Consider the following 15982-nt stretch of genomic DNA (forward strand, 5'->3'; position numbering starts at 1 on the left):
AACGCCCGGTCCCATTCCGAACCCGGAAGCTAAGCCCTCCAGCGCCGATGGTACTGCACCCGACAGGGTGTGGGAGAGTAGGACACCGCCGAACACCCTTTCACCGAAGGCCCCCACCCATCAGGGTGGGGGCCTTCGGCATTTCTGCATGTCCGAAAACCCCTCCCGCCCGGCAGACGGCGAGAGCGGGATGCGGGTTCCTACGGGCGGTCGGCTGCGTCGCTGTTGTACGCAATGCGACGTAGCAGCCGGGCCAACTGGGCGCGGTCGTCCTCATCGAGCCCGTCGAGAAGTCGGCGATCACGATCGACGCGCTCCGGAAACTCGGCGTCGACCAGCGCGCGTCCGGCGTCGGTCACCGCGAGCAGGACCACTCGCCCGTCGCGCTCGAAGCGCCGGCGTTCCAGCAGACCCATCTTGACGAGTCGGTCGGCGTGCTTGGTGGTGGCGGCGCCGCTGACCATCGTCACGGCCGTAACCTCACTGGCCCGAAGTGGACGATCGCTGCGGGCGAGGGCGCACAGCACCTCGAACTCTGCGCGGGAGACCCCGCTGTCGCCGAGCGCCCGCTCGAGTCGATGCAGTGCCTGGGAGCTGATGCGGGTGATCCGGCCGATGACCTCGATCGGTGAGGTGTCGACCTCCGGGTAGGACAGGGCCCACTCCTGGCGAACCTTGTCGATGAAATCGCGTTCCGGACTGTCGGTCGAATCCACACACCCATCCTATCGGTGTGCCAACATCACTTCATTATTAATTTACTCGTGAAGTAATGTGTGTAGACTGGGGCGAGTGGCAGCACTCGACACGTCCCGAACCACCAGGATCGATCACGCGCGCAGCGCCCTCGCTCATTCCGTTTCGCCCAGAACGTGGCGGCGTGCGTTCGAGGTGCGGGCTGCGGACGCGACCATCGCGCCTGCGCTGCGGGTGGGGCTCGCTTCTGCGGTCGTGTTCGTCGGCGGTGGACTGCTCGGGTTCCAGGAGTTGGCCGGCCTGGCGACGCTCGGTGCGCTGTCGTCGGCGTTCGGCCGGTACGAGCCGTACCCGCGGCTGGCCGGGAAGGTCGCGCTGGTCGGCGTCGCGCTGATCGTGTTCGTCGCGTTCGGTGGCGCGCTCGGTGCAGCCGGGCTGCCGATGTGGGCGCAGGTGGGCGTGCTGTCCCTCGCCGCTGGTGTCGCGTCGGCGTACATGAACGCCTTCCGACTGCTCGGGCCCGGCCCGGTGATCCTCGTGTTCGCGGCCACCGGGGCCGCGGGCTACACCGCGTCCGCATCGGACATCGCCGCAGCCACTGCGGCCACTACCGTCGGCGTCCTGGTGGGTTGGATCGCGGCGATGCTGCCGGCGCTGATCCTGCCGCTCGGTCCCGCGCGTCTCGCGGCGGCACGGGCCCTCGTGGCCGTCGGATCCCTCGAACGTGTCGGCGCCGACGGCGTCGCTCCCGCGCAGGCTGCAATCGCGCGGGCCCGTGAAGTGCTTGCGGCGAGCGGACGTTCGCGGACCGAACACGTGCATGCGCGCGACCTCGCGGCCCTGCTGGACATGGCGGACGAGGCCGTCGAGCTGTGGGTCGCGGAAGGTGACGTCACCCTCGTCCGGGACATCGCGCAGCACGAACGGGAGCTACGAAAGCTCAAGCGCGCCAGCGTCCTCGGTGGGGTGGCCGACGACCGGTCGTTGGGCCGATCGGAGCTGCCGACGCCGCACGGCGTCCTCGCGACCGGCGTCTCCCGCCTCCGGTCCGGCGAGGTGCGGCACACCGCGGTCCGGGTCCTTCTCGCTTCCGCGGCATCGGGTTGGATCGCGATGGCAGTGGGCGTCGAGCATCCCCTGTGGGCATCGATGGGTGCGATCGCGGTGCTGCAGGGACTCAACTTCACGCACACGGTGCAGCGCGGAATCCAGCGTCTGCTCGGCAACATCGGTGGCGCCCTGATCGCCGCAGTACTCCTTGCCGCCAGCCTGGGTTACTGGCAGATGGTCGCCGTGGTCGTCGTGCTGCAGATCGCGGCGGAACTGATGGTGCTAGTGAACTACGGGCTCACGACGCTGGCCGTCACCCCGATGGCGCTGCTGCTGATCGGGTTCACGTCACCGATCTCCCCCGACGCGGGGATCAGCCGCGTCGTGGACACCCTCATCGGCGTCGTGATCGGGGTGGTCATCGCCGCGGTGACGGTCAGCCGGGCCGACCGTCACCACCTGGCCTGATCAGCCGACCCGGTTCACCACGACGAACGGGCCCGCTTCTTCGATCGTGAAACGCGGATCGTCGAACAGCTCCTTCGGGAACGTGACGCTGTATCGCCGGACGTTCGGGTCGTTGGGGTAGACGTCCTCCGCCAGCCGCAGGGTGTAGCCGTCGGAGCCCTTGCGGAACACGAACACATCCGGTGCGCGCCACGGCAGTTCGTCCAGCGCGGCGATCAGCTGGTCGGGTGTCTCGAGCTCGGTCCAGCTCTCGATGGCCGCCGCGCGCTCGCGGAACTCCGCGAGCGGATTCGCGTAGTGCGACGTGAGCGCCTGGAAACCGAAGTACGGGTAGAAGCTGAGGAAGCTGGTGTCGGAGGTCAGCACGACGGTGTCGTGGCGTTCGCCCGGGCGCTGCTCGGTGATGATGCGGTCGACGTCGCCGTAGTACGCGGCCGCGCCGGGAGGCCGCTTGTCGGCACGAACGCCGTCACCGTCGGTGTCGGTGTAGGCGATGGTGATGTCACTCGCGAGGACCTGGGGGATGTTCTGCGTGAAGGCGATCAACCCGGCGAGCCCGATCACGACGATCGAGGCCTTGACGCGGGGGTTCTCGCTGGTCGCGAGGACCAGCCAGCGGGAGAACTCGAAGAAGCCGAACACTCCGGCGGTGCCGAGCAGCAGGATCAGCACCGGCTCGAGCCGGAACGACAGCAGCGTGCTGCCGACGACGGTGGCCGTCATGGACAGCAGCGACCACAGGTAGACCGCGATCACGCCGATGCCGAGCGCCTGCGCCCGGCGCGACGATGCCGCCCGGCTGACCAGCCAGATCGTGCCCAGCATGCACAGTGCGCCGGCGAGCGAGAAGTGGAGCATCGGAAGCGGCAGGTGCGCACCGGAGTCGGGCAGGTAGTGCGTCGCGGTGCCGCTGTCCGCCGGGGTGCCGCGCAGGGCCTCTAGCAGATACGGCAGCCACACGGTGAGGGCGATCGCGATCGCGATCGCCGCGGTGACGATCAGTCGCAGAAGCGGATCCAGCATCGCACGCCACGACCCCTGCGCGCGGACGGCGAGGCCGGCCGAGACGATCGCCATGAGCGTGACCGCGAATGCCGCGAAGCCGAGGTACAGGGTGTAGAAGGCGGCTGCGACACCGAGGAACAGCCCCGTCCCGACGACGGCGCCCCATCCACCGCTGCGGGTCTGTGTCGACTTCTCCGGCCGGTACAGGCCACCCCACGCGAGCACCAGCACCGGCGGGATCAGGACGGCGATCACCGCGCCGTACGGTTCCGCGGAGCCGTACGCGACCGTCAGCGCGGCCGCCGCGAGGGCCACCACGACAGCCCAGTCGGCGCGAATCAGCTTGTTCCACAAGACCAGCGCGAGCACGGCGGCCACCGCGATCGAGGCGATCGCATACGGCTTGAACGCTTCCCAGCCGTCCATACCGAGCAGGTTCGCGACCCGTCCGCCGATCCAGAACCAGCCGGCCGGGTAGTAGGGCGGCAGATCCGCGTACGTCATGTCGTGCAGAGCCGCGGAATCGGTGAGGCGCGTGAGGTATTCGGTGCGGAACTCCTGGTCCACCGAGACCCCGTGCAGGTACAGCTTGGTCGCGCTCAGCGGCATGCCGAGCGTGACCGTCACAAATCCGGACAGCCCGGCCCACGACAGCACCGTCGCCGCGCGGACCCACCGTCGCGCTCGATAGAGGAGCACGCTCACGGCAAGGACGGCGATCGTGACGATCTGCCCCACCGTTGTCACGGCCTGCGTGACGTTCGACGACGGGAACGCGGGCCACGACACCTGGCCGAATGCGAACAGCCCCACCGCGGCCACGATCGCGGCGACCACGGCCGCGAGCAGCATCTCGACCGCGGTGCCGGCAGCCCGTCGGGCAGGGGCGACGCGCGGCTCTACGAGGGGGGCGGCTCCTGATTGCGACACGGCCCGAGCTTACTTGGGTGCGACGCGCGAATCGGTGTTCAGTAGGTTCGAGGAATGAGCGACGAGCAGGCGCAGACCCCGCGGTGGTTCCTCGATGCGTTGGCGGCTCCGGTCGAGACCGGCAGCGTCGACGTCGACGGCGCCAAGGTGCGGTTCCGGGCGTGGGGCGAGGCCGGCCGCCCGGGCATCGTCCTGGTCCACGGCGGTGCGGCGCACTCGAGGTGGTGGGATCACATCGGCCCGCAGCTGGCCGGAGACCGGCGCGTCGTCGCCCTCGACATGAGCGGTCACGGTGACAGCGGTACGCGCGAACAGTATTCGCTGGACCTGTGGGCGGACGAGGTGGCCGCGGTGGCCGGGGCGTCGGGCATCGAGGGGCGGCCGGTGGTGGTCGGTCACAGCATGGGCGGCATCGTCGCGTTCGTCGCGGCGCATCTGCACGGCGATCGGTTGGCCGGTGTGCAGATCATCGACTCGCCGATCCGTCAGCGCACGCCCGAGGAGGAGGCGGCCCGGCGCAAGGCCGCATTCGGACCCAAGAAGGTGTACGCCGATCGCGGCGAGGCACTCTCGCGGTTCCGGTTCGTGCCGCCACAGGACACCGGCGTGCCGGGCGTGCGGGAGCACGTCGCCGAGACGTCGCTGACGGCCGTCGAGGGCGGTTGGTCGTGGAAGTTCGATCCGGCGGTGTTCACCCGTTCCGGCGGCAACACGTTGGCGGTCGCGCAGCCGCGGTGCCCCATTGCGTACTTCCGCGCCGAACACGGCATCGTCTCGCCCGAGCTGATGGCGGAGATGCGCGAGCGGTTCGGTCCGTCGGCGATCGTCGCCGAGATCCCGGACGCCGGGCACCATGCGATGATCGACCAGCCGCTCGCGCTGGTCACCGGCATTCGGACGGTGCTGTCCGCCTGGGCGGCCTCCGCCTGACCGCCGCTACTCGCGTTTTGCGCACTTATCGCTGTCCGGAGGGCCCTTCGGACAACGATAAGTGCGCAAAACGCGGGCAGTGACGCCCTAGTCCGAGACCGTGACGGCTCGCGCCAGTGCGGTCGCAGCGAACTCGACGAACTCCGCCGTGTCCAGGTCCTGCGCCCAGTTGTTGACGATGGTGTCGGCCACGCCCTGCAACCCGGACAGGACGTACGGCAGGAGCGCGCGATCCTCGCGCAGGGTCCGGCCCTCGGCGGCCGCGGCTTCGTGGAGAGCCTTGCGGAGTTCCTCGTTGTACAGCTTGGCGGTTTTACGCACCTGGCGGACCGATTCGCGATCCGATCCCGCCGCGCCCTCGACGTCACGCCAGGTCGCGGTCAGGCGGCCGACCCGACCCCATTGTCTCGCCGACTCGGGGATCACCGCGGCGATCAGTGCGGCCACACCGTGATCGCGAGGTAGCGCCGCGACGAAGGCGGTGGACTCGATCTGGCTCTCGTTCAGCAGTGCGGTGAAGATCTCCTGCTTGTCCGCGAAGTACTGGTAGATGAGCCCGGTGCTCGTACCCGATCGTTTCGCCACCGCCCGGATCGTCAGCGCGGTGTAGCCGCCCTCGTCCAGGAGTGCGGCCGCGGCGTCCAGCGTGCGGCGGCGCCGAGCCTCCGCATCTCCGTAGATCGACTTGCTGTCCGGTACACCCATAGGACCACCGTATCGGGGGATCGTCTGAGGTCCAAGCTCGATCGAACAATGTTCATTCTGAGGCGGCGGAAACGCCCAGGAAGAATGAACAATGTTCGTTCTGGGATTGAACATGGTTCATTCTGTGGCTACAGTCACGTTCCATGAGCCATGAAGCCGCCATCACGACGCCACCCGATTCGACGGACCAGCGGGATGCGGACAGTCGCGCGGCGGTGGAGATCGCCACGGCGGCAGGCCGTCTGCTGCTCGATCATCGGCGCCGACTGGACGACACCGACGTCGATCCGGCCGAATTCCGCAATGCCGCGGACAGGCTCAGTCACGAGTTCATCGTCGGCGCGCTGGCGCAGTGGTTCCCGGGCGACGCCGTGCTGTCCGAGGAGGGCGCGGACGATCTCGCCCGCCTCGCCGCCGACCGCGTGTGGATCGTCGACCCCCTCGACGGCACCCGCGAGTACGGCGAGAAGGGTCGCGACGACTGGGCCGTCCACGTCGCGCTCGTCGAGGGCGGGGACCTGACGGTCGGCGCGGTGGCGATGCCTGCGCTCGGGACCACGTTCTCGACGGGCGACTCTCCCGCGTCGTACGCACCGCTGTCCGGCGCACCCCGGGTGGTCGTCAGTCGCACTCGCCGGCCCGAACCCGTGATGGCGATGGCGGACGCGCTCGGTGCCGAGCTGATCGAGATGGGCTCGGCGGGTGCGAAGGCGATGGCGGTGGTCCGCGGTGAGGCCGACGTCTACGCGCACGCCGGCGGACAGTACGAGTGGGACTCGGCCGCGCCCGTCGCGGTGGCCCGTGCTGCGGGACTGCATGTTTCACGGATCGACGGATCCGCCCTGATCTACAACCAGGAGAACCCCTGGCTGCCCGACCTACTGATCTGCCGGCCCGAACTGGCAGGCAAAGCACTGGAGGCGCTTCGGCGATGACCCGAACACTGACCCACCTCGAGCGGCTCGAGGCCGAGAGCATCCACATCATGCGGGAAGCCGTCGCCGAGAGCGAGAATCCCGTGATGCTGTACTCGGTCGGCAAGGACTCCGCCGTGATGCTGCACCTGGCGCGGAAGGCGTTCTATCCGTCGCGGCTGCCGTTCCCGCTCCTCCACGTCGACACCACGTGGAAGTTCCGTGAGATGTACAAGCTGCGCGACGAATCCGCTGCCGCAGGCGATTTCGACCTCCTCGTTTACAAGAACCCGGAATGCGTGGAGAAGGGCATCAACCCGTTCACACACGGCTCCGCGACGCACACCGATATGTGGAAGACCGAGGGACTCAAGCAGGCCCTCGACCTGTACAAGTTCGATGCCGCGTTCGGCGGCGCGCGCCGTGACGAGGAGAAGTCCCGCGCGAAGGAGCGGGTGTTCTCGATCCGCTCCGCCGAGCACCGCTGGGATCCCAAGCAGCAACGCCCGGAGTTGTGGCGGATGTACAACGTCCGCAAGTCCCCGGGTGAGTCCCTGCGGGTGTTCCCGCTGTCGAACTGGACGGAACTCGATGTGTGGGAATACATCCGGCAGGAGAACATCCCGATCGTGCCGCTGTACTTCGCGGCGAAGCGCCCCGTCGTGGAGCGTGACGGCGCACTGATCATGGTCGACGACGACCGCATGCCGTTGCTGCCCGGCGAGCAGCCGCAGCTCAAGAGCGTCCGGTTCCGCACTCTGGGCTGCTACCCGCTCACCGGTGCGGTCGAATCCACCGCCGAGACCTTGACCGACATCATCCAGGAAATGTTGTTGACCACCACCTCCGAGCGTCAGGGCCGGGTGATCGACCACGACAGCAGCGCCTCGATGGAGAAGAAGAAGCAGGAAGGTTACTTCTGATGACTCAGCCTTCGGATCTGATCGCCGACGACATCGAGCAGTACCTCGCCCGGCACGCGAACAAGTCGATGCTCCGGTTCATCACCTGTGGCAGCGTCGACGACGGCAAGTCCACCCTCATCGGCCGGCTGTTGTACGAGTCGAAGCTGGTGTTCGAGGACCAACTGTCGGCGCTCGAGGCCGACTCCCGCAAGGTCGGCACGCAGGGCGACGGCCTCGACTTCGCGCTGCTGGTCGACGGTTTGGCCGCTGAGCGCGAGCAGGGCATCACCATCGACGTCGCCTACCGCTACTTCTCCACCGAACGCCGCAAGTTCGTCGTCGCGGACACCCCCGGCCACGAGCAGTACACCCGCAACATGGTCACCGGCGCCTCCACCGCGGATCTCGCGGTGATCCTCGTCGACGCCCGCAAGGGTGTGCTCACTCAGACCCGCCGGCACTCCTACCTCGTCTCGCTCCTCGGTATCCGGAACGTGGTCCTCGCGGTGAACAAGCTGGACCTGGTGGACTATTCGCAGGACGTCTTCGAGGAGATCGTCGCCGAGTACGCGGGTTTCGCGGCCGAGATCGGGCTCACCGACGTCGTCGCGATCCCGTTGTCCGCGTACATGGGTGACAACCTCACCGAACGCAGCATGAACACCGCCTGGTACGACGGTCCGACGCTGATCGAGCACCTCGAGACCGTCGAAATCTCCAGCGAGCTGAGCAGCGGCCCGTTCCGGATGCCGGTGCAGTGGGTCAACCGACCGGATCTCGACTTCCGCGGCTTCTCCGGGCAGATCGTCGGCGGCATCCTGCGCCCCGGTGATCGTGTCCGGGTGCTGCCCAGCGGCAAGGAATCGACCGTCGATCGGATCGTCACGATGGGCGGCGATCTCGATGAGGCGATCGCCGGCCAATCGGTCACCGTAACCCTGACCGACGAGATCGACATCAGCCGCGGCGACGTCCTCGCCGTCGCCGACGCACTACCCGGGGTCGCCGACCAGTTCGAGGCGCACGTGGTGTGGATGGGCGAGCACGAGATGCTCCCCGAACGCCCGTACCTGTGTCAGATCGGGACCATGACCGTGCAGGCGCGGATCACCAAGCCCAAGCACAAGATCAACGTCAACACCCTCGAGAAGACGGCGACGAACACGCTGGCGCTCAACGAGATCGGCGTCTGCAACATCAGCTTCGACCGGCCGGTGCCGTTCGATCCGTACGCCGACAACCGGGACACCGGTGGTTTCATCCTGATCGACCGGCTCACCAACACCACCGTCGGCGCCGGCATGATCGCGCACTCGCTGCGCCGATCCGACAACATCCACTGGCAGGCCGTCGACGTCGACGGCCAGGCCCGCGCCACACTCAACGGTCATCGGCCGCAGGTGCTGTGGTTCACCGGCCTGTCCGGATCCGGGAAGTCGACCATCGCGAACGAACTCGAGCGGCAGCTGTATGCGCTGGGCTGCCACACCTACCTCCTCGACGGCGACAACGTCCGGCACGGCCTGAACCGGGATCTCGGGTTCACCGAGGCCGACCGGGTGGAGAACATCCGCCGCGTCACCGAGGTCGCCCGGCTGATGGCCGACGCCGGCCTGGTCGTCCTCGCCTCGTTCATCTCCCCGTTCCGGGCCGAACGCGACGCCGCCCGGGAGGTGATCGGCGTGGACCAGTTCTGCGAGGTGTTCATCGACACCCCCATCGCCGTCGCCGAACAGCGGGATCCCAAGGGGCTCTACAAGAAAGCCCGCCGCGGCGATCTCGCCAACTTCACCGGCATCGACTCCCCGTACGAGTCGCCGGAGGCGCCCGATCTGCGGATCGACACGACCACGACGTCGCCCGAGGATGCGAGCAGGCAGATCATCGCGCTCCTGCGCGGCCGTGGTGTCATCGCCTGATCGGACGGCTTCCGCCGATCCTGTCCCGTGTTCCACCGATCATACGAAGGAGATCCTGTTGCCCACTCGAGACGAAATCTGTTCGGCGATAGACGCGTACGTCAAGCATCTGGGAAACCACGATGTGGACCAACTGGTATCGCTGTTCGCGGACGATGCGGTGCAGCACGAGCCGCTGGGAGTGCGGACCTACCGCGGTATCGACGAGATCCGGGAGTTCGACACTCAGAACGCGAAGGTGGCGTTCTCGGTGAGCCGCCACTCGCCGATCGTCGTCTCCGGTCGGTACGCCGCGACGCAGCTGCGCGTCCAGCCCGAGGGGATGCCGGCCTTCCTCGCCAGCGATCTCTTCGAGTTCGACGACGCGTGCAAGATCGTCTCCCTCAGTGTGGTTCTCGATCCCGAAGCACGCGCGGACTAGGGCGGGTCGGTGACCATGTCGGGGATGGTGGACGCCGGGGCGGTGCGGACGAGACTCCCGCTGCTCGAGGGCAAGGTAGTCGTGGTCGCGGGCGTGGGTCCGGGGCTGGGTCGAGCGATCGCGGTGCGCAGCGCCGATGCGGGTGCGCGGGTGATCCTCGCCGCCCGCACAGAGTCGCGGCTGGACGCGGTGGCCGAGGAGATCCGGGACAGCGGTGGTACCGCACTGTGTGTGCCAACCGATCTCATGGAGGCCGCCTCCGTCCAGGCGCTCGCAGACAGGGCTCTCTCGGAGTTCGGGCGGGTGGATGCGGTGGTCCACAACGCGTTCGTGCAACCCGCGTACGTCGGCCTGCTCGACGCAGCACCAGACGACGTGCGGCAGGGGATCGACATCAACCTGCTGTCGTCGCTGAACCTGACGCGGGTGCTGGCTCCGGCGCTCGTGGAGTCCCAGGGATCCGTCGTGATGATCAACTCGATGGTGATCCGCAATCAGTTGCCCAACTTCGGTGCCTATCGGGTGATGAAGGCGGGGCTGCTCGCGCTCGCCCGGAGCCTGTCGGTGGAGCTCGGGCCCGACGGGGTACGGGTGAATTCGGTTGCACCGGGATATATCTGGGCCGACTCGGTGAAGAAGATGTTCGAGCGCCGGGCGGAGGAGCGCGGAGTCGATCCCGCCGTGGTCTATGCAGAGGTTGCGGCCGACACCGACCTGCGCCGGCTGCCCGAGCCCGACGACATCGCGAACGCGGTGGTGTTCCTCGCCTCCGACTTCGCCCGCGCCATCACGGGACAGTGCCTCGACGTCAACTGCGGGCACACCCACCACTGAACCTCACTCTCACTCTCGCAAGGAATTACAGATGACACAGGTGGACGACGGTGTGGGCACGATCGGAGACCTGCACCAGGCCGCTCGCGAGGCGACCGGGCTCGACGACTTCGGTGGCACCGAGTATCTCGAGGGGCTGCGGGTGCTGCTCGATTCGTTCGAGCGGGAAGCGGACCTCACCCCGCACGGGCGTGTGATCGCCCGCAAGATGATCACCAGCGCGCTCTCGGGCCGCCTGATCAGCGAGGCCGGATTCGCCCGCCACCCCGAGCACGTCGACGTTCCGGTGCAGCGCCCCGTCTTCGTGTGCGGGCTGACGCGGACCGGGAGCACCGCGCTGCACCGGTTGCTCGGCGCGGACCCGGCACACCAGGGCGTCGAGATGTGGCTCGCCGAGTCGCAGCAGCCACGACCCGACCGCGAGAATTGGTCGCAGAACGAGGATTTCCTGCGTTCGGACGCGTTCTACCGGGCCCGCCAGACGAACGAGGCGGCTCTCATGAAGGTGCACTTCATGGGGGCCGAGGAAGTGGAGGAATGCTGGCGCCTGCTGCAGCAGACGATGCTCTCGATCTCATTCGAATGTGTGGCGTACGTGCCGAGCTATTCGACGTGGCTGGCGGGACAGGACTGGACCGAGACCTACGCGCGGCACAAGAAGAACCTGCAGTTGATCGGGCTGCGGGACCCGGGCCGGCGGTGGGTGCTCAAGAGCCCCAGCCATGTGTTCGCGATCGACGAGATCATGCGGGTGTACCCGGATGCGTTGATCGTCCGGACGTTCCGGGATCCGCAGACGTCGATGGCGTCCACGTTCAGCCTCGCCGAGCAGGGAAAGCACGACATGTCGACTGCGTTCGACCGTGAGACCATCGGGCGTACCCAGCTCGACCTGTGGGCGCGCGGCAATGCGCACTTCAACAGTGCTCGGGCACGGTACGACCCGGATCAGTTCGTCGACGTGGACTACAAGGATTTCGTTGCCGATCCGATCGGAACGGTCGAGAAGATCTACGCCCGGTTCTCGCTGCCGTTCACCGATGAGGCGCGCCGTGCGGTGACGGAGTCTCACCAGAGCAGCCTCGCAGACCATCGGCGGCCGGCGCACCAGTACGCGCTCGAGGAGTTCGGCGTGACGGCAGCCGACGTCGAGGCGAAGTTCGCCGCCACCGCCTGAAGCACGTCCTCGAAACATCAACCAGAACAGGGATACTCACATGAACGCCACCTGGGAGAAGTTCTGCGCCGACCTGCTCGACGCGGGCAACATCCTGCAGGACGAGATCGTCCCGCAGGATCCGCTGACGCAGGCCGAGGGCGTCCGCTACCTGTCACGCCTTCTGCGTTATGCGACGATCAACTGCGTCGAGTACACCGATCCACGGTGGCCGAGTTTCACGTCGGCGCCCAACCCGAACATGATGACGAAGATCGGCGCCGACAATCCGGACAACGTCTACATGCGCGCCAACATCTCCGGGAAGTACAGCTACCGGATCACCGGCACCCGGGGAACGGTCCCGCTGATCACCTTCGGTTCCCGCGTCAATCGGTACCACATCGACGGCACCATGATGCAGACCGGCGACCTGCACATTCACGACATCGAGGTCGATGAGCACGGCCGCTTCGAGTTCATCGCGAGCGTCGACAAGCCCGCCGAGGGTGCCTGGCTGCCGATGGCGCCGGACAGCAACCTCATCTCCGTCCGCCAGACCTACCGGGACCGGCGCAACGAGGTCCCCGCCGAGCTGTCCATCGAATGCCTCGACCCCGACGGTGAATTCGTGCCGCTGAGTCCCGAGGAGATAGGCGAGCGCCTCGGGAAGGCGGTCGGCATGGTCCGCGGCACCGCCAACACGTTCCTCGAGTGGTCCCGCAAGTTCCAGCCTCACACCAACGAGATCTTCGACTGGGGGCAGGACTACTTCCAGAACGCCGGAGGCGACCCGACGATCTTCTACCTGCACGGTTACTGGAAACTCGCCGAGGACGAGGCGTGGGTGATCGAGACCGAGGTCCCGAACTGCGAGTACTTCAACTTCGTGCTGCAGAACTTCTGGGTGGAGTCGCTCGACTACAACCGGACGAACATCTACATCAACAACCACACCGCGAAGCTCAACGACGACGGCACCCTGACGATCGTGGTGTCGGCCAAGGATCCCGGCTACGGCAACTGGATCGACACCGACGCCCACACCGAGGGGACGTGGGCGATGCGCTGGATCAAGGCGGATTCGCACCCGATCCCGACATCGAAGGTCGTGAAGATCTGATCACCGTGGACTGAGGTGCGTCTGTCGGGGGAGGGGAAGGGTGGGCGAATCGGCATCCTCGGGTGCCTGGTGGCGGTCACCGCGGGAGGCCATTGTTGTTTGTGTCCAACCGGACCCGACACCGACCAGAAAGACCGCCACATGATCTCTCGAACCGTAAAGACCCTCGCCGCTTCGCTTCTCGTCGCCGGCGGCGTGCTCGGCGCCCAGGCCGCAGTAGCCCACGCCGAGATCCGCACCGCACCCGACGGGACACAGACGACCGTGTGTGTCTACGACGGCAAGGACTACAGCGTCGGCAGCAAGGTCTACCACCCGGACGGCACGTACCAGACCTGCAAGAGCGACGGCACGTGGCAGCGCGTCAAGCCGAACACCGGCAACGACATGAGGGCCGTCCCCGCTCAGCCCCGTTCGGCGATGTAGGAACAGCGATACCCCGGAACGAGATTCGGCCCACCACAGTGCACTGTGGTGGGCCGAATCGTGAACGGCTGTTCCTAGATGGGCAGCTTGCGGAAGATCGCGCGCGGCACGTGCCGCAGCCCCATCATCACGAAGCGCCACGGACCGGGGGTCCAGACGATCTCCTTGCCCTTGTCGGACGCCGCCACCGCGAGCGCGGCGACGTCTTCCTTGTTCACCGTCAGCGGGGCTTCCTTGACGTGCGCGCTGAACTGGGTGCGCACCATGCCCGGGCGAACGACGGTGACCTTGGGGCCGAACGGCGCCAGGGCCTCGCCGAGGCCGAGGTAGAAGCCGTCGAGGCCGGCCTTGGTGGAGCCGTAGACGAAGTTGGCGCGCTTGACGCGCTCACCGGCCACCGACGACATCGCGATGATGCGGCCGAAGCCCTGCGTCTTCATCTTCTCGCCGACCAGCACGCCGACGGAGACCGCGGCGGTGTAGTTGACGTTCGCGACCAGCACGGCCTTGCGCTGGTTCTGCCACAGCTCCTCGGCGTCGCCGTCGAGGGCGAACGCGACGATCGCGACGTCGACGTCTCCGGCCGAGAAGGCCTCGTCGATCATCTTGGGGTGACCCTCGGTGTCGAGAGCGTCGAAGTCGATCAGGTCGACCTGCGTCGCACCCGCGGCCTTCATCTGCGCGACGGCCGCGTCGCGACCCGGATCGTTCGGCAGCGCAGCGAGAATCACGCGCAGCGGCGCCTTCTTCAGGTACTCCTCGCAGATCGCCAGGCCGATCTCGGACGTGCCACCGAGGAGCAGCAGGGTCTGGGGGTTGCCGACGGCGTTGATCACTGCAGTTCCAACCTTCTGGACATGTCGGAGGCGAAAACGCCTGTGGGGTCGACGGATCGGCGGACCTTGATCCACTCGTTTATCCGCGGGTACATGGCATGGAACGTCTCGGCCGTGGTCCGCGAATCCTTCGCGGTGTAGAGGCGGCCGCCGAACTCGAGCACGCGCTTGTCGAGTTCGATGACGAACTCGTTGAGCCCCGGCTTGATCCGGAAGTCCACGCAGATGTTCCAGCCGGCCATCGGGAAGCTCAGCGGCGCCTTGTTGCCCTCGCCGAACAGCTTGAAGACGTTGAGGAACGAGTGATGTCCTGACGCCTGGATGTCGCGGATGATCTGCTTGAACTCGCCCACGGCCTCCGGCGGCACCACGAACTGGTACTGCAGGAAACCGTTGGAGCCGTAGCCGCGGTTCCACTCACCGAACAGATCCAGCGGGTGGTAGAACTGCGTCAGATTCTGGATCTGGTTGTCCGCGTTCTTCGTCTTCCGGTAGTACAGCTCGCCGATCACCGAGAAGTTGAACTTGTTCGCGAGACCGTTGGGGAAGACGTCCGGCAGCGTGAGCAGCGTCGGAGCGTCGAACTTGAGCGGATCCTTCTGCAGCTTCGCGGGCAGCTGATCCAGCTTGGCGAGACTGCCCCGAGAGACCGCGGCCCGGCCCAGCTTCGGCTCCGGCGAGATCGCGTCGAACCAGGCGCTCGAGTAGTCGTAGTTCTCCTCGCTGCCGTCGCTGTGCAGGGCGATGGTCTCGTCGAGGTCGGCCGTGCGACGGCTGTCCGCGATGAAGTACGCGGTCTCCGTCGGCGTCATCTCGATGGTCGCCTTGAGGATGATGCCCGTCAGGCCCATGCCGCCGACGGTGGCCCAGAACAGCTTCGCGTTCCGGCCGGCCGGGGTGAGCGTGCGGATCTGGCCGTCGGCGGTCAGTAGATCCATCGAGCGCACGTGATTGCCGAAGCTACCGGCGCTGTGATGGTTCTTGCCGTGGATGTCCGACGCGATTGCGCCGCCGATCGTGACCTGGCGGGTGCCCGGAAGCACCGGAACCCACAGGCCGAACGGCAGTGCGGCGCGCATCAGCTGATCCAGGCTCACACCGGCATCCAGCGTCACCAGGTGGGTGTTGGAGTCGATGTTGTGGATTCGCTTCAGGGCGTTCATGTCGACGACGAGTCCACCGGCGTTCTGTGCCGGGTCGCCGTACGAGCGGCCCAGGCCGCGCGCGATGACGCCTCGCCGCAGGTGTGCGGGCTTGGACTCGTTCTGCTCCGCCACCTGGGCGACCGCCTTGGCGATCACCTCGACGTCGGGCGTGGACAGCACCTGTGCCGTGGTGGGCGCGGTGCGCCCCCAACCGGTGAGGGTGCGGGTCTGCGTGGGGAGGGGCTCGTGAGCCGTCTCTTCTGCTGGCGTGGACATCGCGTACGAGGTTACCTGGCGGTAGTGCGTGGGCCCCTGTGTGAGTGCGCCGATCCACAACTTCTTTACTCGCGTTTTGCGCACTTGTCGGCCTTTTCGGGGCCTCGGGAACAACGACAAGTGCGCAAAACGCGGGAGAGGGAGATCGGATCAGGCGGGGACGATGAGTCCGGCGGTCTGGGTGCGGGCGGCGGCGAAGCGGGTGGCGACGTCGTTCCAGTTGACGATGTTCCAGAAGGCGTT

15 protein-coding genes and 1 rRNA gene are annotated in these 15982 nt (G+C 67.1%); 11 read left to right on the plus strand and 5 right to left on the minus strand.

The window, feature by feature from the left end; all coding sequences use genetic code 11:
• Positions 1 to 94 (plus strand): 5S ribosomal RNA (gene rrf, locus DEU38_RS27560); the annotation flags it as partial.
• Positions 95 to 200: 106 nt separating this feature from the next.
• Here the strand turns inward: rrf and DEU38_RS27565 are convergent.
• Positions 201 to 716, minus strand: a complete 516-nt coding sequence (locus DEU38_RS27565; RefSeq protein WP_114724557.1) for a MarR family winged helix-turn-helix transcriptional regulator — start codon at positions 714 to 716, stop codon at positions 201 to 203.
• A 76-nt stretch (positions 717 to 792) separates the two neighbouring features.
• Between DEU38_RS27565 and DEU38_RS27570 the strand changes: the two genes are divergently transcribed.
• Positions 793 to 2214 carry an FUSC family protein gene (locus DEU38_RS27570; protein ID WP_114724558.1) on the plus strand — a complete coding sequence of 474 codons (1422 nt, stop codon included), beginning with the start codon at positions 793 to 795 and terminating at the stop codon, positions 2212 to 2214.
• Here DEU38_RS27570 and DEU38_RS27575 read toward each other — a convergent pair whose 3' ends face one another.
• Positions 2215 to 4071, minus strand: a complete 1857-nt coding sequence (locus tag DEU38_RS27575; protein WP_114724559.1) for a galactan 5-O-arabinofuranosyltransferase — start codon at positions 4069 to 4071, stop codon at positions 2215 to 2217. It abuts the gene before it with no gap.
• A gap of 132 nt (positions 4072 to 4203) precedes the next feature.
• Between DEU38_RS27575 and DEU38_RS27580 the strand changes: the two genes are divergently transcribed.
• Complete coding sequence (locus tag DEU38_RS27580) at positions 4204 to 5079, plus strand: alpha/beta fold hydrolase (RefSeq protein ID WP_114724560.1); 876 nt, start codon at positions 4204 to 4206, stop codon at positions 5077 to 5079.
• An 87-nt stretch (positions 5080 to 5166) separates the two neighbouring features.
• On the opposite strand, the gene DEU38_RS27585 is transcribed toward DEU38_RS27580, so the two are convergent.
• On the minus strand, positions 5167 to 5784 hold the full coding sequence (locus DEU38_RS27585) for a TetR/AcrR family transcriptional regulator (RefSeq protein ID WP_114724561.1): 618 nt from the start codon (positions 5782 to 5784) through the stop codon (positions 5167 to 5169).
• Between the two features lie 143 nt (positions 5785 to 5927).
• On the opposite strand from DEU38_RS27585, the gene DEU38_RS27590 reads away from it, so the two are divergent.
• The 8 genes from DEU38_RS27590 (at position 5928) to DEU38_RS27625 (ending at position 13482) form a co-directional block, all read left to right on the plus strand.
• On the plus strand, positions 5928 to 6719 hold the full coding sequence (locus DEU38_RS27590; RefSeq protein WP_114724562.1) for a 3'(2'),5'-bisphosphate nucleotidase CysQ: 792 nt from the start codon (positions 5928 to 5930) through the stop codon (positions 6717 to 6719).
• Positions 6716 to 7621 (plus strand): sulfate adenylyltransferase subunit CysD, encoded by a 906-nt coding sequence (cysD, locus tag DEU38_RS27595; RefSeq protein ID WP_114724563.1) that lies wholly within the window; start codon positions 6716 to 6718, stop codon positions 7619 to 7621. The genes DEU38_RS27590 and cysD overlap by 4 nt, the downstream gene beginning before the upstream one ends.
• Complete coding sequence (cysN, locus tag DEU38_RS27600; RefSeq protein ID WP_114724564.1) at positions 7621 to 9522, plus strand: sulfate adenylyltransferase subunit CysN; 1902 nt, start codon at positions 7621 to 7623, stop codon at positions 9520 to 9522. Before cysD ends, cysN begins: the two co-directional genes overlap by 1 nt.
• 58 nt (positions 9523 to 9580) lie before the next feature.
• Positions 9581 to 9943 (plus strand): nuclear transport factor 2 family protein, encoded by a 363-nt coding sequence (locus DEU38_RS27605; protein ID WP_114724565.1) that lies wholly within the window; start codon positions 9581 to 9583, stop codon positions 9941 to 9943.
• Positions 9944 to 9958: 15 nt separating this feature from the next.
• Complete coding sequence (locus DEU38_RS27610; protein ID WP_258558195.1) at positions 9959 to 10777, plus strand: SDR family oxidoreductase; 819 nt, start codon at positions 9959 to 9961, stop codon at positions 10775 to 10777.
• A gap of 31 nt (positions 10778 to 10808) precedes the next feature.
• Positions 10809 to 11954 carry a sulfotransferase gene (locus DEU38_RS27615; protein ID WP_114724566.1) on the plus strand — a complete coding sequence of 382 codons (1146 nt, stop codon included), beginning with the start codon at positions 10809 to 10811 and terminating at the stop codon, positions 11952 to 11954.
• 40 nt (positions 11955 to 11994) lie between these two features.
• On the plus strand, positions 11995 to 13056 hold the full coding sequence (locus DEU38_RS27620) for a DUF1214 domain-containing protein (RefSeq protein WP_114724567.1): 1062 nt from the start codon (positions 11995 to 11997) through the stop codon (positions 13054 to 13056).
• Positions 13057 to 13197: 141 nt separating this feature from the next.
• A complete protein-coding gene (locus DEU38_RS27625) occupies positions 13198 to 13482 on the plus strand; it encodes a hypothetical protein (protein ID WP_114724568.1) in 285 nt (94 codons plus the stop codon).
• A gap of 74 nt (positions 13483 to 13556) precedes the next feature.
• Here DEU38_RS27625 and DEU38_RS27630 read toward each other — a convergent pair whose 3' ends face one another.
• Both DEU38_RS27630 and DEU38_RS27635 read right to left on the minus strand, forming a co-directional pair.
• A complete protein-coding gene (locus DEU38_RS27630) occupies positions 13557 to 14318 on the minus strand; it encodes a decaprenylphospho-beta-D-erythro-pentofuranosid-2-ulose 2-reductase (protein ID WP_114724569.1) in 762 nt (253 codons plus the stop codon).
• Positions 14315 to 15739, minus strand: coding sequence for an FAD-binding oxidoreductase (locus DEU38_RS27635; RefSeq protein ID WP_114724571.1), 1425 nt, complete (start codon positions 15737 to 15739; stop codon positions 14315 to 14317). The genes DEU38_RS27630 and DEU38_RS27635 overlap by 4 nt, the downstream gene beginning before the upstream one ends.
• Between the last annotated feature and the right edge of the window lie 243 nt (positions 15740 to 15982).

The organism is Rhodococcus sp. AG1013 (assembly GCF_003350365.1).
In the GTDB taxonomy this organism is placed as follows: Bacteria; Actinomycetota; Actinomycetes; order Mycobacteriales; family Mycobacteriaceae; genus Prescottella.